Origin of the sequence: Arthrobacter sp. AL12, from assembly GCF_029960645.1 — a bacterium.
Taxonomy (GTDB): domain Bacteria; phylum Actinomycetota; class Actinomycetes; order Actinomycetales; family Micrococcaceae; genus Arthrobacter.
The window spans coordinates 50,293-71,296 of record NZ_JASBQY010000019.1 but is presented as its reverse complement, the minus strand read 5'-3'; the positions used below and the strand labels follow the sequence as shown (position 1 = coordinate 71,296).

At 66.4% G+C, this 21,004-nt stretch carries 21 protein-coding genes; 15 read left to right on the top strand and 6 right to left on the bottom strand.

What is annotated here, in order from left to right; translation table 11 throughout:
• Positions 1 to 39: 39 nt before the first annotated feature.
• The gene (locus tag QK291_RS16845; protein WP_282383869.1) at positions 40 to 216 is read right to left on the bottom strand and encodes a hypothetical protein; all 177 of its coding nucleotides are present in this window, start codon (positions 214 to 216) and stop codon (positions 40 to 42) included.
• Between the two features lie 842 nt (positions 217 to 1,058).
• On the opposite strand from QK291_RS16845, the gene QK291_RS16840 reads away from it, so the two are divergent.
• Positions 1,059 to 1,646 (top strand): GIY-YIG nuclease family protein, encoded by a 588-nt coding sequence (locus QK291_RS16840; protein ID WP_282383868.1) that lies wholly within the window; start codon positions 1,059 to 1,061, stop codon positions 1,644 to 1,646.
• 17 nt (positions 1,647 to 1,663) lie between these two features.
• On the opposite strand, the gene QK291_RS16835 is transcribed toward QK291_RS16840, so the two are convergent.
• The 3 genes from QK291_RS16835 to hisC form a co-directional block, all read right to left on the bottom strand.
• Entirely contained in the window at positions 1,664 to 1,870 is a 207-nt protein-coding gene (locus QK291_RS16835) for a helix-turn-helix transcriptional regulator (RefSeq protein ID WP_282383867.1), read from the bottom strand.
• Positions 1,871 to 2,118: 248 nt separating this feature from the next.
• Positions 2,119 to 3,528, bottom strand: coding sequence for an amino acid permease (locus QK291_RS16830; protein WP_282383865.1), 1,410 nt, complete (start codon positions 3,526 to 3,528; stop codon positions 2,119 to 2,121).
• Positions 3,529 to 3,575: 47 nt separating this feature from the next.
• Positions 3,576 to 4,673, bottom strand: coding sequence for a histidinol-phosphate transaminase (hisC, locus tag QK291_RS16825; RefSeq protein ID WP_282383863.1), 1,098 nt, complete (start codon positions 4,671 to 4,673; stop codon positions 3,576 to 3,578).
• A 93-nt stretch (positions 4,674 to 4,766) separates the two neighbouring features.
• Here hisC and QK291_RS16820 point away from each other — a divergent pair, with 93 nt between their 5' ends.
• The 3 genes from QK291_RS16820 to QK291_RS16810 all read left to right on the top strand — a co-directional run bounded on the left by QK291_RS16820 (position 4,767) and on the right by QK291_RS16810 (position 8,273).
• Complete coding sequence (locus tag QK291_RS16820) at positions 4,767 to 5,270, top strand: Lrp/AsnC family transcriptional regulator (RefSeq protein ID WP_282383861.1); 504 nt, start codon at positions 4,767 to 4,769, stop codon at positions 5,268 to 5,270.
• Between the two features lie 118 nt (positions 5,271 to 5,388).
• Positions 5,389 to 7,062 carry a thiamine pyrophosphate-binding protein gene (locus tag QK291_RS16815; protein ID WP_282383860.1) on the top strand — a complete coding sequence of 558 codons (1,674 nt, stop codon included), beginning with the start codon at positions 5,389 to 5,391 and terminating at the stop codon, positions 7,060 to 7,062.
• 254 nt (positions 7,063 to 7,316) lie between these two features.
• Positions 7,317 to 8,273 (top strand): lipid kinase, encoded by a 957-nt coding sequence (locus QK291_RS16810; RefSeq protein ID WP_282383859.1) that lies wholly within the window; start codon positions 7,317 to 7,319, stop codon positions 8,271 to 8,273.
• Between the two features lie 63 nt (positions 8,274 to 8,336).
• Here QK291_RS16810 and QK291_RS16805 read toward each other — a convergent pair whose 3' ends face one another.
• Positions 8,337 to 9,029: an LmeA family phospholipid-binding protein gene (locus tag QK291_RS16805; RefSeq protein WP_282383858.1), complete on the bottom strand. Its 693-nt coding sequence runs from the start codon at positions 9,027 to 9,029 to the stop codon at positions 8,337 to 8,339.
• A gap of 139 nt (positions 9,030 to 9,168) precedes the next feature.
• Here QK291_RS16805 and QK291_RS16800 point away from each other — a divergent pair, with 139 nt between their 5' ends.
• The 5 genes from QK291_RS16800 to QK291_RS16780 all read left to right on the top strand — a co-directional run bounded on the left by QK291_RS16800 (position 9,169) and on the right by QK291_RS16780 (position 14,683).
• Positions 9,169 to 9,522, top strand: a complete 354-nt coding sequence (locus QK291_RS16800) for a hypothetical protein (RefSeq protein WP_282383857.1) — start codon at positions 9,169 to 9,171, stop codon at positions 9,520 to 9,522.
• A gap of 92 nt (positions 9,523 to 9,614) precedes the next feature.
• Positions 9,615 to 10,526 carry a potassium channel family protein gene (locus tag QK291_RS16795; protein WP_282383856.1) on the top strand — a complete coding sequence of 304 codons (912 nt, stop codon included), beginning with the start codon at positions 9,615 to 9,617 and terminating at the stop codon, positions 10,524 to 10,526.
• A gap of 33 nt (positions 10,527 to 10,559) precedes the next feature.
• A complete protein-coding gene (locus QK291_RS16790) occupies positions 10,560 to 11,309 on the top strand; it encodes an SRPBCC domain-containing protein (RefSeq protein WP_282383854.1) in 750 nt (249 codons plus the stop codon).
• Between the two features lie 199 nt (positions 11,310 to 11,508).
• A complete protein-coding gene (locus QK291_RS16785; RefSeq protein ID WP_282383852.1) occupies positions 11,509 to 13,197 on the top strand; it encodes a LuxR C-terminal-related transcriptional regulator in 1,689 nt (562 codons plus the stop codon).
• Between the two features lie 325 nt (positions 13,198 to 13,522).
• On the top strand, positions 13,523 to 14,683 hold the full coding sequence (locus QK291_RS16780; protein ID WP_282383851.1) for an NAD(P)-binding domain-containing protein: 1,161 nt from the start codon (positions 13,523 to 13,525) through the stop codon (positions 14,681 to 14,683).
• Positions 14,684 to 14,859: 176 nt separating this feature from the next.
• Here QK291_RS16780 and QK291_RS16775 read toward each other — a convergent pair whose 3' ends face one another.
• Positions 14,860 to 15,447 carry a TM2 domain-containing protein gene (locus QK291_RS16775; RefSeq protein WP_282383850.1) on the bottom strand — a complete coding sequence of 196 codons (588 nt, stop codon included), beginning with the start codon at positions 15,445 to 15,447 and terminating at the stop codon, positions 14,860 to 14,862.
• A 195-nt stretch (positions 15,448 to 15,642) separates the two neighbouring features.
• On the opposite strand from QK291_RS16775, the gene QK291_RS16770 reads away from it, so the two are divergent.
• From QK291_RS16770 to QK291_RS16745, 6 genes are all read left to right on the top strand, one after another.
• Positions 15,643 to 16,110 (top strand): SRPBCC domain-containing protein, encoded by a 468-nt coding sequence (locus tag QK291_RS16770; RefSeq protein ID WP_282383849.1) that lies wholly within the window; start codon positions 15,643 to 15,645, stop codon positions 16,108 to 16,110.
• Between the two features lie 191 nt (positions 16,111 to 16,301).
• Positions 16,302 to 17,762 (top strand): DUF1524 domain-containing protein, encoded by a 1,461-nt coding sequence (locus tag QK291_RS16765; protein WP_282383848.1) that lies wholly within the window; start codon positions 16,302 to 16,304, stop codon positions 17,760 to 17,762.
• Between the two features lie 175 nt (positions 17,763 to 17,937).
• Positions 17,938 to 19,047 (top strand): DUF475 domain-containing protein, encoded by a 1,110-nt coding sequence (locus QK291_RS16760; protein WP_348994595.1) that lies wholly within the window; start codon positions 17,938 to 17,940, stop codon positions 19,045 to 19,047.
• 56 nt (positions 19,048 to 19,103) lie between these two features.
• Positions 19,104 to 19,694 (top strand): TerD family protein, encoded by a 591-nt coding sequence (locus tag QK291_RS16755; RefSeq protein ID WP_282383845.1) that lies wholly within the window; start codon positions 19,104 to 19,106, stop codon positions 19,692 to 19,694.
• A gap of 61 nt (positions 19,695 to 19,755) precedes the next feature.
• Positions 19,756 to 20,337 (top strand): TerD family protein, encoded by a 582-nt coding sequence (locus QK291_RS16750; RefSeq protein ID WP_282383844.1) that lies wholly within the window; start codon positions 19,756 to 19,758, stop codon positions 20,335 to 20,337.
• A 70-nt stretch (positions 20,338 to 20,407) separates the two neighbouring features.
• The gene (locus QK291_RS16745; protein ID WP_282383843.1) at positions 20,408 to 20,989 is read left to right on the top strand and encodes a TerD family protein; all 582 of its coding nucleotides are present in this window, start codon (positions 20,408 to 20,410) and stop codon (positions 20,987 to 20,989) included.
• Positions 20,990 to 21,004 lie beyond the last annotated feature (15 nt).

Here is a 21,004-nt window from a genome sequence, read left to right as displayed (position 1 = left end):
CATCAGCCGCGGCCACAAATCAGCGGCCATCAACGAGCATCATGAAAAATCGGGGTTAGAGACATTCACGATTATGATGATTGCGACAATGATGAGAGGAATGAGAAAGCGCTTCTTCTTGAACCAAGGCCGCGATGCCTTGCGATATGCCTTTTCCGCTGCGGCATGGGCCTTGCCCTCACGCTTGGCGTCCGGCAACGTTGTGTTCTCTGTCATGGCAATTCCTGTCTTACTTGTTTGGCTGATTCTCTGGGTGGCTTCTCCGCCATGCGGTGTCACTGAGATATAGCCCTGTGTCAGATCAGACAGATCAATCCCCCCGAGACGAACTATAGCCATAAAGACGGGAAACCTGAGTATTGGCTGGGAACTAAGTCTGAGCTTTGCCCCGGCCCTTCCAAAAAACTTCTGCAGCGCCTTAGGGAGCACGTAAGAGTCCCCCGGATGGGGTAAAGATGCCGGGAGTAAACGTTGCCGTCCCGGGGCTTGGGAATTCGAGAGCTAGGTGCAATCGCAGAGCGCCGCAGTGATCACTGATAAGTTCGGTGAGCCCTTGACCGGAGCGAGACGGACTCAGTATATGTAGAACAACTTCATCCACACTTCGCACCGGGGAAACGAAGCGAGTCCAACAAATTTGCGCAAAAGGGCTTCGTCCGAGTAGGACGCATGATTCAGTGGCATAAGGTGTTCCGGTGTCTGATCTGCGAACCCCTGCCCTCTACGTGCCTGCGGAGACAATGGTCTCTGAAGAGCCTGCTCCCCGCGCAACCCTTACCCTGGGTCATGTGCTTAGTGGCATAGGCGCGGACCATGCCCCAAGGGTCCCGCTGGAGGACATACACGTCATCCGCCACACTTTTAAGCCGAGTGATCCCGAGGCGCTGCGTGGGCCGGAGGATTTGACCCAGGAACGGGTCCTGGCCTACACCAGAGAGCAAGACATTCCGCCCCGCTTCCCCGCGAATCCTCCCCGATACTGGGTGATCCTCATTGCCGATGGTGGGCGTCGCTCCCGTCTCTGGGGTACCTACGAGAACCACGGCGAGGTGGCAACAATGTCCACCAAGAAGTACAGATGCTTCGACCTTCGCCCGACAGAATTCCTTGCACCCCTCAACGACCGGCTCGTAATCGAGTGGGACAACCCCCGCAGCTGGCACCGGAGCGCCGGCTCGGTCACAGGCGCGCGTATGCCCGTTCTGGAGATCGCCGACCGGGACAAGGTCCACTTCCCAGGCTTCGACGGCGTGCTACTTACCTACCACCAGCTGCGCGACTTGGTGGATGATCCCCGCTACGCCGACTGGCGTATCGCCCTGTCAGAGGTCCAGGGAATCTATCTCATCACGGACTCCACCAACGGCAAACAGTACGTCGGCAAAGCGGATGGTGCCGAACGAATTCTCGGCCGGTGGACAGCGTACGCGCGTGACGGCCACGGCGGTAACGTAGCCCTCCGCGAGCTAGCCGATCAGAGCGCAGCGGGAGGAAGTGCGGGAATGAAGACGGACCATGCACGTCACTTCGTTTTCAGCCTCCTGCGCGTGTTCGGTCCCAGTACACCCTCCTCAGAGCTCAACTCAGCCGAGTCCCACTACAAGGCAGCGCTCATGACACGCCAATTCGGCCTCAACAGGAACTGATCAAGCCGCCGACTTGATCATTCCTCGACGAACTCCAGCAGGTCACCGGGCTGGCAGTTGAGGACTCGGCACATTGCTTCAAGGGTGCTGAAGCGGACTGCCTTGGCCCGCCCGTTCTTCAGCACCGCCACGTTGGCCGGCGTGAGGCCTCCGCGGTCAGCGAACTCCCCCACACTCATTTCTTGTTTGGCCAGTTCGACGTTGATGCGCACCACGATGGGCATAAGATGACCGCTTCCATGTCGGTGCGCAGGTCGGTTGCCTGCCAGAGCAACGCTCGCAGCACTATGACTACAAGGCCTAGTGCGGCGCCGGCTACCAGCAGCAGGAACAGGAGGAGCGGCAGCCCGGGGTCATCAGCGTGGAGAACACGTCCGCGGACAGTACCGCCGAGACTGCAAAGGGGCGCGCCCGCCAAGACCGGACGCGCCCTTCAGTGCCCCGAAGCCGGGAGCCGGTTCAGGCGAGTGAACTAGTCGACGAGCGCCGGCTGCTTATGATCCTCTGAAGCGCCAACAAAAACCGGAACCTTCCTCCGCTGGTGCAGCCAGTTCGCCACCGCCAGCAGCGCCACAAGCGAGAAAGTGCTCAGCAGCTGGGGGCGTGAGTCCTCGCCGATGAAGCCCACCGTGAAGATGGCCGCGAGGATGAGCAGGCCAAAGCCCGTCAGCCACGGGAAGCCTGGCATCCGCAGGGGAAGCTCCGTCCCCTCGCGGTCGGCGCGGAGCCGCAGCGCGAGCTGGGCCAGGAGCGCGGACGTCCACACCAGCAGGCAGGTCGAGCCCACAATGTTGAGCAGGACGGGAAGGACCATCTCGGGGAAAGCCAGCTCCAGCCCGACCGTGACAACGCCGAAGGCGACGCTGGCCAGGACTGCGATAACCGGGACCCGTGCCTTGGACACCGAGGCGAGCAGGCGCGGCGCGTCGCCGCGCTCGGCGAGGGAGAACGCCATCCGTGACGCACCGTAGAGGTTGGCGTTGAGGGCCGAGAGCAGTGCCGCCACGGCCACCAGGGTGATGGCGGTGGCTGCGCCGGGCATGCCGGCGGCGTCCAGTACCGCCGCGAACGGGCTCTTCAGCCCCGCCGAACCCACGGGAACCACGGCCGCAATAATGAAGATGGAACCGATGTAGAAAACCAGGATGCGCCACAGCACCGTGCGGACCGCTTTCTTCACGCTGCGGGCCGGCTCGGCGGTCTCAGCTGCCGCCACGGAGACAATCTCGGTGCCGCCGAACGCGAAGGCCACCACGAATAGGGCTGTGGCAATCCCGGCGAAACCGCTGGGTGCGAATCCGGCACCGGTGAAGTTGGACAGGCCCGGCGACTGCACTCCCGGCAGCCAGCCGAGGAGCAGGGCTGCGCCCACCAGGAGGAACCCGACGATTGCTGCCACCTTGAGCAGGGCGAACCAGAACTCGAACTCGCCGAAGTTCTTGACACTGGTGAGGTTCACGGCGGTGAGCAGCACGATGAACACGAAGGCCATCAGCCACACCGGCAGGGCCGGGAAGATGGTGGCCAGCAGGGCTGCCGCGCCGAGCGCTTCGGCGGCGATGACCACCACGAGCTGCAGCCACCAGAGCCAGCCCACCGTGGCACCGGCCACCGGCCCGTAGGCCCTGGCGGTATAGACGGAGAAGGCTCCGCTGTCCGGGTTGGCGGCGGCCATCTCGCCGAGGGCCCACATCACCAGGATGATGAGGGTGCCGGCCACGAGGTAGGAGATCAGCACGGCCGGGCCGGCGGCCTGGATGCCGGCCCCGGAGCCGATAAAGAGGCCCGCACCGATGGCGCTTCCCAGGCCCATCATCGTGAGCTGGCGGGGTTTGAGTGTGGTGCCGAGCGGGCGGCCAGACGTCTTTGTCTGTTGTTCCATGGGGAGTCCTCTGGTTGTGGAACGGATGGATAAGGGTCAGAAAGTTCCTAGGCTGTGTGGGCTTCCATAACCCGGAGCACGCGGTCGTTGGCGGCGGGGCCGGCAACGGTGATCCGCACCCCGTCACCTTGGTAGGCCCGGACCATGATGCCCGCGCGGTCAAACGCCTCCACGAGCCCTGCCTGGAGGCTCTCATCCGCACGGATCCACAGGAAGTTGCCCTGGCTCGGCGGCAGCTTCCAGCCCTGGGCTTCGAGCTGCGCGGCCATCCGGGCGCGCTCCTGCCTGACCGCGGCCACCCGGGTTTCCATCTCCTCCCCGGCGTCCAGCGACGCGATGGCAGCCTTCTGGGCCAGCGCGCTCACGGCGAAGGGAAGGGCGGTCCGGCGCAGCCCCTCGGCGATGGACGGCGCCGCCACGGCGTAGCCCACCCGCAGGCCGGCCAGTCCGTAGGCCTTCGAGAAGGTGCGCAGGATGCAGACGTTCGGGTACTGGCGGTAGAGCGACAGGGAATCGGGGCCGCTGCCCGCTTCGGCGTACTCCACATAGGCCTCGTCGATCACCACGAGAATGTCGGAACGGACAGAGCGCAGGAAGGCCTCGATGCGCTCATGGCTGATCGGCACGCCGGTGGGGTTGTTGGGGGTGCAGAGCAGGATCACCTTCGTGCGGGCGGTGACGGCTGCGGCCATGGCATCGAGGTCGTGGCCTTCAAAGGTGTCCAGCGGAACGCGGACCGGCCGGGCGCCGGCCAGCTCCACCAGGATGGGGTACGCCTCGAAGGAGCGCCACGCGAAGATCACTTCATCCCCGGCATCGCACAGGCCGGTGATGATCTGCTGGAGGACGCCCACGCTGCCGGGTCCCACCGCGACTTCTCCGGCGGTGACCCCGAAGTGGCTAGCGATCCGTTCACGGAGTTCGACGGCGGCACTGTCGGGGTAGCGGTTCATGGTGCCGGCCGCTGCGGCCACCGCGGCGGCGGCAGCGGGCAGCGGCTCGTAGTGGCTTTCGTTGCTGGCAAGGGCGGCAATGTCCATGCCGGCGCTGCGCCGGCCCGGGACATACGGCGGGAGGCCGGACACGGCGCCACGAAGGGCGGGGAGTGCAGTGTCCGGTGCGGTGGAGAGCTGATCACGGGTCATGAGGACCGATCATGGGTGTGACTCCGCCCACAATGCAAGATACGCTCAACCCATTGGGACTTCTGCTCAACTTCTACTGCCTCTGGTGAAAATATGACCACCCTGCACCCCCGCACCCTGGATTCACTCGACGGCAGGATCATCCTGGCCCTGGACAAGGATCCGGAGGCCAGCGCCCTGGCACTCTCCCGGACACTCGGCGTCGCACGGAACACGGTCCACGCCCGGCTGGCACGGCTCGAGCGCAGCGGCGCCCTCCGCTCCTTCAGCCGGCGGCTGGATCCCGCCGCACTCGGCTATGACCTGATGGCCTTCCTCTCCCTGTCCATCAGCCAGACCCGGACAGGTGCGGTGGAGGACGGGCTCGCCGCGATCCCGGAGGTCATTGAGGTGCACGCCACTACCGGCGACGCGGACCTCATGGCCAAGGTGGTGGCACGCGGCACGGCGGATCTCTATCGCATCACCAACCACATCCTGGAAATCGAGGGGATTCAACGGACCAGCACGGCCATCTCCGTGCTGGAACTCATGCCGCCCCGCTACGACGGCCTGCTGAGCCGGCTCTCCGAGCAGGAACCCCGCCCTGCCGGCTAGGTGCGGGTGACGCAGGCCACATTGGTCATATTTTCAATTGGGCTTCTTCTGCCTGCCAAAACTCCTAGCCAGATGTGACTCTCTTGCCTATAAGTGGGCTAGCGCACAAGATTCCTGCATGACTACTCTCACCGTGTCGGGCCGCGTGGCGCAGATTCTCAGCAGCTACCTCAGCGATGTCTTCGGCGTCATGGGCAACGGAAACGTCTACTTCCTGGACGCCGCGGAAAAGCTGGGCCTCCGCTTCTCCGCCGTCCGCCATGAAGGCGCCGCCATCGCCGCGGCCGACGCCTACTACCGGACGTCGGGACGTCTCGCCGCGGGCACCACCACTTACGGCCCCGGCTACACCAATGCACTGACCGCCCTCGCCGAGGCGGTCCAGGCGCAGATCCCCGTCGTGCTGGTCACCGGGGCCGCCCCCACCACCGGCGCCCGTCCCTGGGACGTGGACCAGGCGGCCATCGCCGCAGGCCTCGGTGCCGCCACGTTCACCGTCACCCGCGACGCTGCGGGTTCCATCACCCGGCAGGCGGTGGAGTACGCACTCACCAAGCGCACCGCCGTCGTGATTGCCATCCCCTACGACCTCGCGGCACTCGAGGCGACAGATGAAGAGCTTCCGGCGCCGTTGGCACCGACCGTGAATGACGACGTCGACGGCGGCCTGGGGCAGGTGGCCCGCCTGCTGGCCGGGGCCAAGCGGCCGCTGATCCTCGCCGGCCGCGGCGCGCACCTCGCCGGAGCCGGCCCGGAGCTGCGGGAGCTCGCCGACCGCCTCGGCGCCGTGACCGCCGGAACCGCACTGGCGCTCAACCTCCTCGAAGGCGAAGGATACCTCGGCGTGGCGGGCGGCTTCGGCACGGACACCGCAGCCGGGCTCATGGGTGAGGCCGATGTGGTCCTCGTGGCGGGGGCAAGCCTGAGCGCCTTCACCATGCGGTTCGGGCACCTGCTAGGACCGGACAGCGCCGTCATCCAGATCGATACCGCCCTGCAGCCGACGCACCCGCGGGTGGATACGTTCGTCAGCGCGGACGCGAAGTCAGCGGCCGGACACCTCCTGCGGATGCTCGAGGGCGCGGCCTCGCCGGACGTCGGCCGCGGCGGAGCGTGGCGCGCGGAAGCCCGCAAGCGGCTGGCCGAAGGACCGGCCCACCACCCTGGCTCCGAGGAGACCACGGACGGCCGGCTGGACCCGCGTTCCCTGGCCGCCGCGTTGGACGCCGTGCTTCCGGAGCGGCGCACGGTGGTCCAGGACGGCGGGCACTTCCTCGGCTGGGCACCGATGTACTGGAACATCCCCCGGCCGCAGGACCTGGTGATGGTGGGGACCGCCTACCAGACCATCGGGCTGGGCCTCGCTAGCGCCGTCGGGGCAGCCCGCGTCGTGGAGGACGGCCGCACCCTGGTGCTGGCCTCCGGCGACGGCGGTTTCCTGATGGGCCTGTCCGACCTCGAATCGCTCATCGGCGCGGCAACCAGCGCCATCGTCGTGATCTACAACGACGCCGCCTACGGCGCCGAAATCCACCAGTACGGCTCCCAGGGCCTGACCGAAAAGCCCATGCTGATCCCCGAGGTGGACTTCAGCGGCGTCGCCCGCGCGCTGGGTGCCGCGTCCGCGATCATCCGCTCCTTGTCCGACCTTTCCGCGCTGCAGGACTGGATCGATGCCGGCGCGAAGGGAACCTTCGTGGCCGACTGCCGGATCACTGCCAGCGTCCGGGCCCCGTGGCTGAGCGAGTGGATGGAAGCCTCGCGGGCGGCGAAGGCGGCGGTGGCTAGCTAGTCAGCCCGGCGGACCGGGAAGGAATCAGGCACGCGGGCCGGGGCTGGCGGCAGCACTGTGCTGGCCGGTCACAACACACCGGGGCGCCGATGAACGCGGGGGCTCACCTCGGATGAATCCGGCTCCTGGGTTCCTTCGGCTGGAACCCGCGCGCCGCCGTCGTATGCCTCTTCCGGGACCACTCCTATCGGCGGCCGCGGGAGCACGCATGCGGCCCCAGAGCATTCACAGGTCCACCACTTACCATTTCCCTCATGAAGGCTGCCCGGGACGCGCGCTCTGCCGCCGTGGTGATCAACGCCGGATCACGCCGAGGGCGGGCACACGAACTCGCAGTGGACACGATGCGAAAGGCAGGCGTGCCCATCTCCGCCGTGCACCCCGTACCGTCCGGGGCGGACCTGGCCGGGACGCTTGACCGGGTGCTGGCCGACGGGCACGATCTGGTAGTTGTCGGTGGCGGCGACGGGACGGTGACCTACGCCGCCGGCCGGATTGCCGGCACCAACGTGATGCTCGGCGTTCTGCCGCTGGGCACTGCCAACGACTTCGCCCGCACGCTGCAGATCCCGAACAACCTGGCCGAGGCGTGCGCCACCGTCGCCGACGGAAAGGTGGTGGACATCGACCTCGGCCGGGCCAACGGCGAGCCGTTCCTCAACGTCGCGTCCGCGGGCCTGTCAGTGGCTGTGACCGAAGCCATCAGCCCGCGACTGAAGCGGTACATCGGGCCCTTGGCCTACAGCGTCGCCACGCTCCGGGCATATGCCCGGCACAGGCCGTTCCGGGCCCGCCTTGAGTTCCCCGCGGGGGACCACGAGCCGCTGGAGCTTGGGAACCTGCTTCAGGTGGCGGTCGGCAACGGCCGGCATTACGGCGGCGGCAACACAGTCTCCCCCACCGCGGGGATCGACGACCACCTCCTGGACATCTACGCCATCCTGGCCGGCCCGCTCCGGGAGCATGCCAGCATCGCGCGGCTGCTCAAGGACGGAAGCTTCATCGAACACGACCGCGTGTACCACCTGACCAGCCGGCATGTCCGGCTGGTCACCGACCCCCCGCTGCCGGTGAACCTCGACGGCGAAATCGCCACCATCACACCGGCCGACTTCACCATCCAGCGCAACGCCGTCCACGTGGTGGTGCCCCAGAGCAGCACCGGCGCACTGTTAGACGGACAGGGCGCCGCGAACTGGCCGCCGTCTTGACGCACGACGGGGGCGTCTTCGGCGGCCCATTGGCATGAGGGGCACCGAAACCGACTTATGAAGTCACGGGACGAGTTTGATGTACTCGCCCCGGAGGTTGGCGCGGAAGCCGTCGTCCTGAACGGCCACGTCCTGCAGCACGAGGCCCTCGGGCAAGCCCTCGATGTCGTGCTCGATGGTCACGAGCCCGCGCACGACGGCGGCGATGGCGTCAGAGAGGAAGTCCGGCCCACCTAGGTCGATCGAGCGTGGTTCGACAATAAGCCTGCCGGCCACGACTTCGACCGTGCCGGTGGCGGTGACCGGCAGTTCGCGCCCCAGGGCATTGACGGTACGAATCACCATGACCTGGCCGTCGCCGGCGGAGCGGACGACTGTCCCGTCACCGAGTTTGTTGGCGACGACCTCGAAGGGCACGGTCGCATCGACGGCGAGCTGTGCGGCGACCAGACCGTCCGGGCCCGCGACTACGTCCCGCCCGACGGTTCGGACGTCGCGGAGGATCGAGCCCGCGGCCACCACTGTCCCAGCGTCCAGCGCAACGTCGGCGAGCCACACTTCGTCGTCGCGCAGGCCGGCGGGAGGCTGCGCGGCCGGCGGGCGGTCCACGCCCGCCGGTGGCGCCGGCGCAGGCACTGCTCCGCCCCCGGCTGCCGGGTCGCCCACAGCAAACCAGAGAATCGCGGCCATCACCCCGAGGACGAGGACCATCCCCATAGCTCCGATCAGCCAGTCCTTCACACGTCTCCACTCCATCCGGACAGTCTGAGGGGTTGCCGCCGGGGTGCAAAACTCCAAGGCCGCCGAGTGTGGCTCCTTGCGACAACCGCGGGACCTTCACGGGCCCCGTAGCTAGACTGCTGGGGTACGTGTCCCCGACCCTTAGGAGAAGTTCATGGGCTACAGCGGAAGTCCGTCCGAGAAGCCGGTAGCAGCCGGCGATCTAGACCGCAGCCATATCGGTCAGACCGTCAGCTTTGAAGCGAACGACTTCACGGTTGTCGTCGGAACAATCGCCGGCGTTGCCCGGACCGACGCCATGGTGTACCTGTCCCTTCAAGGAGTGGGCGGCGGCACCCATCTGAAGGACGAGTACGACCTCCCTGTCGGTCAGAACGTCTATCTCCAGATGGATCCCCTGAGCACCGCCGGTAAGACCCTCGCCGACGCGGAAAGGGTCATCAAGGAGAAGTTCGACGAGATCAAGAAGAACCTCCGGGACCGGGAACAGAAACCCGGGTCCGAATAACCGACGCATCCAGCGAGGAACCCGCAGTGCCCGGCACTGCGGGGTTCCTCTGTTTGTCACTCTGCCGAGCGTGCCGCCCATAAGATGAGGCAATGGACTTCGAAGGCACGCTCTTTACCGTTTTGGGCGCCGGGCTGGTCCTGCTGATGCTCATTGACGTCTTTCGCACGCTCCTTTACCCGCACGGTACGGGTCCCGTTGGCCGGGCGATCATGCGCGGATTCTGGCTGGTGTCCAGAAAACTGCGGGGCCGGGGCTCCTTCATTGCAGCGCCATTGGCCATGGCCGCCGTCATTGGCGCCTGGGCAGCGCTCGCGGCCATCGGCTGGGCCCTGCTCTATCTGCCCCATCTGCCGGGCGGTTTTGTCCACGGAGCCGGGGTGCCCCAAAGGGGCGACTTCGGCGAAGCGCTCTACATCTCCCTGGTCACGCTTTCCACCGTGGGGTTCGGCGACATCGTGCCGGCCGATCCGGTGCTCCGGCTGGTAGTGGCGCTCCAGGCCGTCGCCGGCTTCGGGCTGCTTACGGCGACGGTGACGTGGATCCTGCAGACGTTCCCGGCCCTGAACCGCCGCCGGGCCCTTGCCCACCAGCTGAACCTGTTCAGGGAGGCTGCAGGTCCGGCCGGCGTGTTGTCCCTGGATCCCGGGCATGCTGCCGGGCTGCTGGAGTCAATGGCCGGAAATGTGGCTTCGGTGGGCGTGGATCTGCTGGCGTTCCATGAAACCTATTATTTCCGTGAAGTCGAGCAGCGCGGCTCCTTACCCGCCACGGTGGCCTACGCCCAGGAGCTGGCATCCCAGGCCCAGCGCAGCGAGAGCCCTGAACTGCAGTTCGCCGGACGGATGCTCCACGCGGCGCTGGAGGGACTCGCAGAGGTCCTTCGTGGCAAATTCGGCCATTCCGGAGCCACGTCCTCCGATGTGTTCGACAGCTACGAACTGCACCACCGCCACCTCCGAGGCGGGGAACAGGAACCTGACACGGACACCGGCACACCCTAGACATGTGACTAATCAGTCACCTATTCTGGAACTGTGGACGCCGTATTCAAGGCCCTGGCCGACTCCACCCGCCGCGATCTCCTGGATGAGCTCTTCCGGAACGACGGGCAGACCCTCCACGCCCTTGAGGCCCGCTTCGAGATGACCCGCTACGGCGTGATGAAGCACCTCAGGGTCCTGGAGGACGCCGGCCTGGTGCTGACCCGCCGTCGGGGGCGCGAGAAACTTCACTTCCTGAATCCGGTGCCCATCCGGCTGGTCCACGACCGCTGGGTGAGCAAATATGCCGAACCATGGGCCGCTGGCCTCAGCGACCTCAAAACCAGATTGGAAAGTCCCATGGAAAAGATCTTCGAAATCTATATCAAGACCACCCCGGAACGGCTCTGGGAGGCCATCACGGACGGCGAGATCCGCAGCAAGTACCAGTTCGGTTCCGTCATCACCTCGGACTGGACGCCGGGATCCCGGTTCGTGATGGCGCCCAGGGGCGGGGAACCCCTGGGCGAGGGCGAGAACCTGGAGGTGGACCCGCCCCGCCGGCTCGTCCAGAGCATGCGCGCCCTCTGGGGCGAAGACGTCAAGGCCGAAGGCACGTCCCGGGTCACCTGGGAGATCGAACCGGTGGGCGATTCCTGCCGCCTGACCGTCACCCACGACCAGCTCCGGGAAGGCGCCAACGAACAGCTCTACGGCGGCTGGCCGATGATCCTCTCCGGCCTGAAGACCTGGCTGGAAACCGGCGAACTCCTCACCACCCCCGGCTCCCTCATGTACACCTGAGGCGGGCGGAAGCCGGGCGCCGCCGTCGTGGTGAAATGTCGCGGCCTGTTGGCGCTTGGGCCCGCACCTTGCCGCCCCCTGACCCCGGCGGTAGCCTGAAAAGCAGATGACGGGCCACGCCGCCCACCACCGGTTCCGGGAGGGCCGGGCCGCGCAGCGCCCACAGGCTCAGACCCGCCACCGGGAACGGGGAGGCGCGATGTCTACGCTCGCACAGGGCCGGGAAGCCTACGCCGAACGGCGCTGGCCGGACGCCGTCGGGCAGTTCACCGCAGCCGACCACGACGCCGAGCTTGCGGCCGGTGACCTGGAACAGCTGGCCACCAGCGTCATCCTCACCGGCCGGGGCTCCGAGGGGGTGGACATCCTGGCCCGGGCGCACCTGAAGTACCTCGCCGACGGCGACTACCCCGCCGCCGCCCGCTGCGCCGTCTGGACCGGGATGAACCTCATCCTGCTGGGCGAACCGGCCCGCAGCGCCGGCTGGCTTGCCCGCGCCCACCGGATCGTCGAGGACCTGCCCGAGCCCTGCCCCTTCGAGGGCCTGCTGTCCGTCCCCGTCGGGCTGGGCGCCCTCTACCAGGGCGACGGCGCCACCGCCGCGGCAGCCTTCACCCGCGCCGCCGACCTCGGCCGGGCACGCGGCGACGCCGACTCGGCCGCCCTCGGGACGCTGGGCCTCGGGCAGGCCAAGGTCCTGCTGGGCGAGTTCGACGCCGGTCTGGCCCTGCTCGACGAGGCCATGGTCGCCGTTACCCTCAGTGAAATCTCCCCGGTCCCCGCCGGGATCATCTACTGCGCGGTGATCGAAACCTGCCATCTGGCCTTCGACCTGCACCGCGCCCACGAGTGGACCCGGGCCCTGGACCGGTGGTGCGACGCGCAGCAGCAGCTGGTGGCCTTCAGCGGCCAGTGCCAGATGCACCGGGCCGAGCTGTACCGGCTGCACGGCGCCTGGGCCGAGGCGATCGACGCGGCCAAAACGGCGCAGGACCTCGCCTTCCGCGGCGACCGGATGGCCACCTACGGCGGCTTCTACGAACAGGGCGAAATCCACCGGCTCCGGGGCGACTTCGACGCCGCCGAGGCCTGCTACCTGCACGCCCAGGAGACCGGATTCCCGCCGCAGCCCGGGCTGTCGCTCCTCCGCCTGGCCCAGGGCCGCCCGGAGCAGGCCCGGTCCCTGCTCCGGCAGGCCATGGCCGGCATCGACCCCGCCTACCGGCGCCGGATGCTCGCCGCCCGGGTGGAGATCGAACTGGCCGCCGGCGACGCACCGGCGGCACGGGCCGCCGCGGAGGAGCTGGCCGCGCAGTGCGCCTCGGTCGACATGCCCCTGCTGCACGCCCTCGCCGAGCAGTCCGAAGCCGCTGTCCTGTTCCACGAAGGCGACCCCGCAGCTGCCCTGGTCCCGCTGCGCCGCGCGTGGTCCCGCTGGCTCAGCCTGGACGCACCGTTCGAAGCCGCCCGCTGCCGCGCCCTCCTGGCCCGGCTGTGCGCCGCGCTCGGTGATGAGGAATCCGCCCGGCTGGAGCGTGAGGCGGCCCGGGCAGTATTTTCCGGGCTGGGCGCCGCTCCGGCGCTGGCGGACCTTGAGCAATCGGAGGTTGGGCAATCGGACCTTGAGCAGTCGCCGGACGCCCGGACGGCCCCGGCGCCAACCACCAAGAACGACGGCCATCACGCCGCCGACGCCGGGCCGCTCACCGCCCGCGAAGCCGAGGTGGTCCGGCTCGTCTCCGCCGGACTAACCAACCGGAACATCGCTGCCGAGCTGTTCATCAGCGAAAAAACGGTCGCCCGGCACCTGAGCAACATCTTCACCAAGCTGGGCCTGACCTCCCGGGCCGCGGTCACGGCCTACGCCTACCGGCACGGACTCGCCTGACCTCCCTCCCTGCATAGATTTACCCATTCCCCGCCCGCCGGATGTCTCCCTGCACATGGGAAATGGGTGATTCGCCCGATGCGCCGCGACGCGACGAAAAATAGCGTTAATGGCATGAACGTTTCAGTGCTCGCAGGAATGGTGTCCACCGGCCTCTTCGCGGTGAGCTACCTGCCCATGCTGCTCAAGGCCCTCCAGACGAGGAATCTCGGCTCCTACAGCCTCGGTCATCTCGCGCCCGCAGGCCACAGCAGGCACAGCAGGCACAGCAGGCACAGCGTTCATACCCACCCCACCGCACCTGCAACACCTAGGAGGCACCACCATGAACACCACCCCAGCAACAGACACCGGCGGCGCCGTCGGCCCAGCCACACTCGGCACTGCCGCCGTCGACACCGTCATTATCGGCGCCGGACAGTCCGGCCTGGCGCTTGGCTACTACCTGGCGCAGCAGCACCGGAACTTCGTCATCCTTGACGCCGGGACACGGGTGGGCGACGCGTGGCGGAGCCGCTGGGACTCGCTGCGCCTGTTCACCCCCGCGAAGTACAACGGCCTGCCCGGCCGGCCCTTCCCGGGCGACCCCCTCGCCTTCCCCACCAAAGACGAGCAGGCGGACTACCTGGAGGACTACGCCTCCCGGTTCCACCTGCCGGTCCGGCCCAACACGGCCGTGACCCGGCTGAGCCACGACGGGCAGCGGTTCCAGGTCACGGCAGGGACGCAGCGCTGGACGGCGGCGAACGCCGTCCTCGCCACCGGCGCCTGCCAGCAGCCCAGGACGCCGGGATTTGCGGCGGAACTGCCGTCCGACGTCGTCCAGCTCCACTCCTATGACTACAAGAACCCGGCCCAGCTCAAGCCCGGCCCCGTCCTGGTGGTAGGGGTGGGCAACTCCGGGGCGGAGATCGCCCTGGAGACCAGCCGGACGCATGAAACCTTTCTGGCCGGCAAACCGAGTGGCGAGATCCCGTTCCGGCACGGCCGCACCGCGGCCCGCTTCCTCATCCCGGTGGTCCGCTTCGCCGGGATGCACGTGCTGACCACCAACACGCCGGTCGGGCGCAAGGCGCTGCCCAAGATGGCCGGCATGGCATCGCCGTTGATCCGCACCAGGCTCGCGGACCTCGGCGCCGCCGGCGTCCACCTGGTGCCGCGGGTCACCGGAGTCCAGGACGGCGACGTCATGCTCGACGACCGTGAGCGCCTTCCGGTGGCAAACGTCATCTGGTGCACCGGCTTCACCGAGGCCTACCCATGGCTGGACATTACGGAGCTGCCCGCGAACTGGCGGGAACAGCAGCACCGCGGGATCGTGGATGCCCTGCCAGGCCTGTACCTGCTGGGGAACGACCTCCTCTTCGCAGCAGCATCGGACACCTTCCCCGGCGTGTGCCGGGACGCCAAATACCTGGCGAAGCGGCTCGCCGCCACCCGGGCTCCGCAGCCCGCAGCGGAGGTCCGGAGCGGGCTGGCGGCCTAGCGCCCGCGGAGACGCCCCCGGCCGAGGACTGCTGGCTGCAGCCGCACAGCGCTGTGGGTATTGCGGGACTGACGCGACCCATCACACGAAAGTGGCCGTCCACGTTCGGAAACGAGGACGGCCCTTTCACTAGCACGACGCACATCCTCCGGAGGGGTGGAGGATCCGGGCCGCGGTCAGTCGCGGAGCGGGACGCCCTGGGCGTCGGTCCGGAATTGGGCCGCGCCAGCGATGATCATGATGCCCTCGACGACGCCCCACAGGCCGACGATGAACCCGAGGCCGAGCGTGAAGATGCCCAGGACGAGGGTGAGGACGAGCTGGATGACCGCCACTTTGGTGTATCCAAGGTAGAAGCGGTGGATACCCAGTCCGCCCAGGAAGATGCCCAGCAGACCGGCGACGATCTTTGATTTCGGCTGCGTGTAGCCGTAGGCCGGGTTCGGCGGCTGCTGCTGGGACTGCGGCTGCTGGGGCGCAGGCGGCTGCTGCTGGTACTGCGGCTGCTGGGGCGCAGGCGGGTACGCCTGGTACTGCGGCTGTCCCGCGAACGGCTGCTGGGGGCCGGCCGGGTGGCCCTGGTACGGCTGCTGCGGGCCGGCGTAGGGCTGCTGCGGTCCGGCCTGGTGGCCCTGCTGCGGGCCGGCGTAGGGCTGCTGCGGCTGAGGTCCAGTCGGGGTCACTCCGCCGTGGGACGGCGGGGCAGCTGGCTGGTCATAGCCTTCCGGAGTGACGGCGTTCGCGTCGGGGTGGGGCTGTGTCATGGTGGCGCCTTTCGATGAGTGATGATGCAGCCACGGCGTTCAGGCGGCAGCACCGTCGACGACGGCATTCCCCAAGATTCCATGTGCCGACATTAGTTTGACGGAACAACCCGCTAAATGCGCTGATTGGCGCAGAATATCCTCTGCCAGCATGATCCGCTTCCGTCAGCGTCCGCAGGGTGCCAGAGTTGAACAATGAACGAGACACCCGGGAATAGGGAAACTGGCGGACTGGTCCTGAACCTGGAGTACACGCTCGATGCTCCCCCGGAAGAAGTCTTCAGGATGTTGACGGAATCGACCGAACTGGTGAAGTGGTGGGGACCGCACGGCTTCACCACCCCTGCGGCCGAACTGAACCTCACCGAAGGCGGCCGCTACGGATTCCGCATGACGCCCCCGGATGGCGAACCGTTCCACCTCTCGGGCGAGTTCCTGGAGATCGATCCTCCATGGCGTCTGGTGTACACCTTCCGCTGGGAGGAACCGACCCCCGACGACCGGGAAACCGTCGTCGACCTCTCCCTCGGGATTACCGGCGAGGACACGCGCCTGGTGCTCTCGCAGGGCCCATTCCTGACGGAGGAGCGGGTGGCCCTGCACCGCAGCGGATGGACCGAGTCGTTCGAGAAATTGCAGGCGGTATTAATCAGCCGCACTTAAGGACCGGCCGCGTCAATGTCTTGGATCCACGCCAGGAATGCCCCGCCACCCAAGTCGCGTTGATACGGCTTGAAACAGTTCCAAAACAACGAAATCGAAAGGGTGCCATATACTCCCCTTGACGCAGGTCTGCGTTATTGGTCGGGCGCCCAGCGACGTAGCTGATGGGCCGGAAACATGGGGATTCCAAATTGAATAGTCACCAATCGTTCTCGTCGTTTTTTGAAAAGCGCGAGGAGCCCTCGGCGTGGCGGCCACCGGGCGCTTCCTTCGACCCACCAAAGCCCCCGAAAAAGCCAAAATTCTCGACGTTCATCGTCGGAGTGCTTGTCCTTTTGGCCATGTGGTTGGGCTTCACCAACGGAGGATTGGGTGGGGCCCTCATATTCCTCGCCATCTTCGCGGCACTGACCGGCCTCTACGTCGCGGCCACCGGGCGCCGCTCCTGGGCCCGGCTGCCCGGCAAACGAAAAGTCGGCGGCATCGTCCTGGCCGCGTCTTTGGTCATATTGGTGGTCGGCGCGGTCATCCTGCCGCCTCCTTCTGCCGAAAGCCTTGCCGCCCAAGCGGCTTCTGAAAATGCAAAGAGAGCAGAAGAAGCCTCCCGCACCTCATCACCGTCACCCTCGGCCACCCCGTCCCCCTCACCTTCCCCGACAAACACGGGTGAACCCCTCGACCCCGACAGGGTCACGGAACTCGCCAAAGGCGTGAATTACACCGCCCCGAAAAGCCAGCCAGCCTTCGCGACCAAGGCACTGGATCTTCTCGCCCTTCTCCCCGTCAAAGAAACCGCGTCAACGCCCGGGTACAGCGCTCGAGCCATGTACGGGCAGGCCTGGGCAGATATCGACAGAAACGGGTGCGACACCCGGAACGACATACTCAAACGAGACCTGACCAAAGTCGCTTTTGTCGACAATTCGACCTGCAAGGTCGATAGCGGGATCCTTGCACCCGATCCCTACACGGCTAAGTCAATCAATTTCCAGCGGGGCCCCGAAACAAGCAGCGCCGTACAGATAGACCATGTGGTCGCCCTTGGTGACGCATGGATAAAGGGGGCCCAGCAGCTCACCGGCGAGCAGCGCATGGCTTTCGCCAACGATCCCCTGAACCTCCAGGCAACCGATGGCCCAACCGATGTCAAAAAGGGTGAAAGCGACGCAGCGGCCTGGCTGCCGCCGAACACGAGCTATCGCTGCGAATACGTTGCCCGGCAGATCGCCGTCAAAGCGACGTATGACCTGTGGGTGACCAAACCTGAACACGACGCGATGGAAGAAGTCCTGAAGGACTGTTCCGGCCAGTTGGTACCGACCAATGAATCGGAAGTCAGAGTCGTCGCGTCGGCCGACGAGACAGCAGACTCCGCAGCCGCAGCGGTGGTCGTTGCCCCTGCGCCCGCGGCCCCCGCCCCGTATGGTCCCCCAGCCCCCGTGTACCTCGCGCCGGCTCCCGCCCCGGCGCCGGCACCGGCACCCGCACCCTACGTTCCACCGGCACCGGTCTACGTGCCCCCGGCGCCGTCTGCGGTCTACTACGCCAATTGCGCTGCCGTTCGGGCTGCCGGGGCGGCCCCGATCCGCGCCGGCCAGCCCGGCTACAGCCGGAAACTGGACCGCGACGGCGACGGCGTCGCCTGCGAGTAGTGGCCCGAAACCGACAACCACCCTCAAAAAGACGGCGGCGTCACTGACAAAGCGTCGCGGCCTGCGGATAGGATGGGTGCCACGAAGTCTTGGGGGATAACTTCCGGGATGTTTTTCGCCGTCCTGCCGTCACTGACCGGACAGGACCTGTCGTTCCAGGAGTTGTTCCAGCTTGATTTTCAAGACTTTCGGGTGGTCGTTCGCGGTCACCATCATCGCGCTAGTGATCGCTTTCCTTTATGGCGGCCCTGAGGCGCTCATTCTCTGCGTCATCCTGGGCATTCTTGAAGTCAGCCTGAGTTTCGACAACGCTGTTGTCAACGCACGGATCCTGGAACGCATGAACCCGTTCTGGCAGAAGATGTTCCTCAGCGTCGGCATCATCATCGCCGTCTTCGGCATGCGGATCCTCTTCCCCCTGCTCATCGTGGGGGTCACCGCCGGCCTGAACCCGGTCGAAGCCGTCACTCTCGCGATGGAAAAGGGTGACCCGAACACCCCCGGCAGCTACGGATACCTGCTCCACGAAGCGCACCCGCAGATCGCCGCATTCGGTGGGATGTTCCTCCTGATGCTGTTCCTGGACTTCATCCTCGCCCACCGGGACATCAAGTGGATCAAGTTCCTCGAAATCCCGCTGGCCCGGCTGGGCAAGCTCGAAGGCGCATCAATAATCATCGGCATGGCGGCACTGGCCATCGCCGGCGCCGTATCCGGCGAGAAGCAGGGCATCGTGCTCCTCTCCGGCCTGCTGGGCATGATCACCTACTTCCTGGTCAACGGCCTCGGAAATCTCTTCGACGTTGATCAAGACGGCGACGTCGACGCGGACGACGCGAACCTGATCGCTCACACGGGCCCCTCCGGATCCGCCAAACTGGCCGGCAAGGCCGCCTTCATGCTCTTCCTCTACCTGGAAGTCATCGACGCGTCCTTCTCGTTCGACGGCGTCATCGGCGCCTTCGCCATCACCTCGGACCCCATCATCATTGCCCTGGGACTGGGCTTCATCGGCGCCATGTTCGTCCGCTCCCTGACCGTCTTCCTGGTCCGGGAAGGAACGCTGGACGAATTCGAGTACCTCGACCACGGCGCGCACTGGGCAATCGGCGCCCTGGCGGTCATCCTCCTGGTCACCATCGTGTTCCCCATCAACGAAATCATCACCGGCCTGATCGGCGTCGTTTTCATTGGCGCCGCCTTCGCAGGATCGATACGCCGCAACAAGAAGAAAAGCGTCGCCGGTCCGGCCGACGTGCTTGAATCAGCCGACGCCAACAAATAGCTCGTCACTAACACTTAAAGAAGCAACAACCACCTCTAAGAGAAGCGAGTAAATCAATGGGTTTGAGTCTGCAAAAAGGCCAGTCACTGTCACTCACGAAGCAGAACGGCGAGTCTCTGACGACCGTCCGCCTGGGCCTTGGGTGGGACTCGGCCGTCCCGGCCAAGAAGGGGTTCTTCGGCGGCACGAAAACCGTTGAGATCGATCTGGACGCCTCGGCCATCATGTTCGACGCTGAGGGAAAGCACCTGGACACGGTCTTCTTCAACCAGCTCAGCAGCAAAGACGGCGCCGTCCGCCACACCGGGGACAACCTGACCGGCGCCGGCGACGGCGACGACGAGACCATGATGGTCAACCTCCCCGCCGTGTCTCCGGCGGTCCAGCACATCGTGTTCGTCATCACCAGCTACAGCCAGCAGACCTTCGACATGGTCCAGAACGCGTTCTGCCGGGTCCTCGACGACTCGGCCGCGGGCAGCCCGGAAGTCGCCCGCTACTCCCTCACCGAGTCGGGCCGCAACACGGCCATGATCATGTCGAAGCTGTCGCGGACCGGCAATACCTGGACCTTCCAGGCGATCGGCACCCCGGCCAATGGCCGCACTGCCGGGGACGTCCTCGGCGCCGCGGCTTCCGCCCTGTAGCAAGACGGGACCCGGGCTCCCGGGCCCGGCGTACGCACCCACCGAACTGAAGGAGTATCTCGTGTCCAGCCTGACTCTGAGCAAGGGCAGTAACCTGTCGCTGACGAAAGCCGATCCGGGTCTTCGCAAAGCCATGATCGGTCTTGGCTGGGACCCGCGGACCACCGCCGGGCAACAGTTCGACCTCGACGCCTCGGCCCTCCTTGTCCGTGCTGACGGCAAGGTCCGCTCCAACGCTGACTTCATCTTCTACAACCAGCTTTCGTCCCCGGACGGCTCGGTCGTCCACCAGGGCGATAACCGCACGGGCGAAGGCGACGGCGACGACGAGCAGGTCCTGATCGACCTCGACGCCGTGGCGCTGGACATCGAGAAGATTGTCATCGTGGTGTCGATTGATCAGGCAGAGGCCCGCCACCAGAACTTCGGCCAGGTCCGCGACGCGTTCTGCCGGGTCGTAAATCAGGAGACCGACAACGAAGTGGTCCGCTACGACCTGACCGAGGACGCAGCAGCCGAAACCTGCATGATTTTCGCGGAAATCTACCGCCACAACGGCGAGTGGAAGTTCCGTGCGGTCGGACAGGGCTACGCCTCGGGACTCCATGGCGTTGCCACGGACTTCGGCATCGCGCTGGACTAGAATCCGGGTGGTCCGGGGAAACCCGGGCCGCCCAGCCACACGCCACCCAGACTGAACAAGGAGAACAACCATGGCCGGACTGACCCTCACCAAAGGCAGCAACCTCTCGCTCACCAAGACCGATCCGGGGCTGAACAAAGTCCTGGTCGGGCTCGGCTGGGATCCCCGCACCACCACCGGCGACGCCTTCGACCTGGACGCCTCGGCGCTCCTGCTCGGCGCCGACGGCAAAGTCCGCAGCTCCGCGGACTTCATCTTCTACAACCAGCCGGCCGCCGCCGACGGGTCGGTCGTCCACAAGGGCGACAACCGCTCCGGTGACGGCGACGGCGACGACGAAGTGGTCGCCGTCGAACTCTCGGCCGTTGGCGCGGATGTCGAGCGGATCGTCTTTGTGGTTTCAATCGACCAGGCGGAAGCACGCCGGCAGAACTTCGGCCAGGTGCGCGGCGCCTACTGCCGAATTGTCAACCAGGAAAGCGACACCGAAGTCGTCCGCTACGACCTGAGCGAGGACGCGGCACCGGAGACCTGCATGATCTTCTCAGAGCTCTACCGGCACAACGGCGAGTGGAAGTTCAAGGCAGTCGGCCAGGGGTACGCCACCGGGCTCGCCGGCATCGCCGCCGACTTCGGCGTCCAGCTCGGCTGAGCAGCCGAGACCATA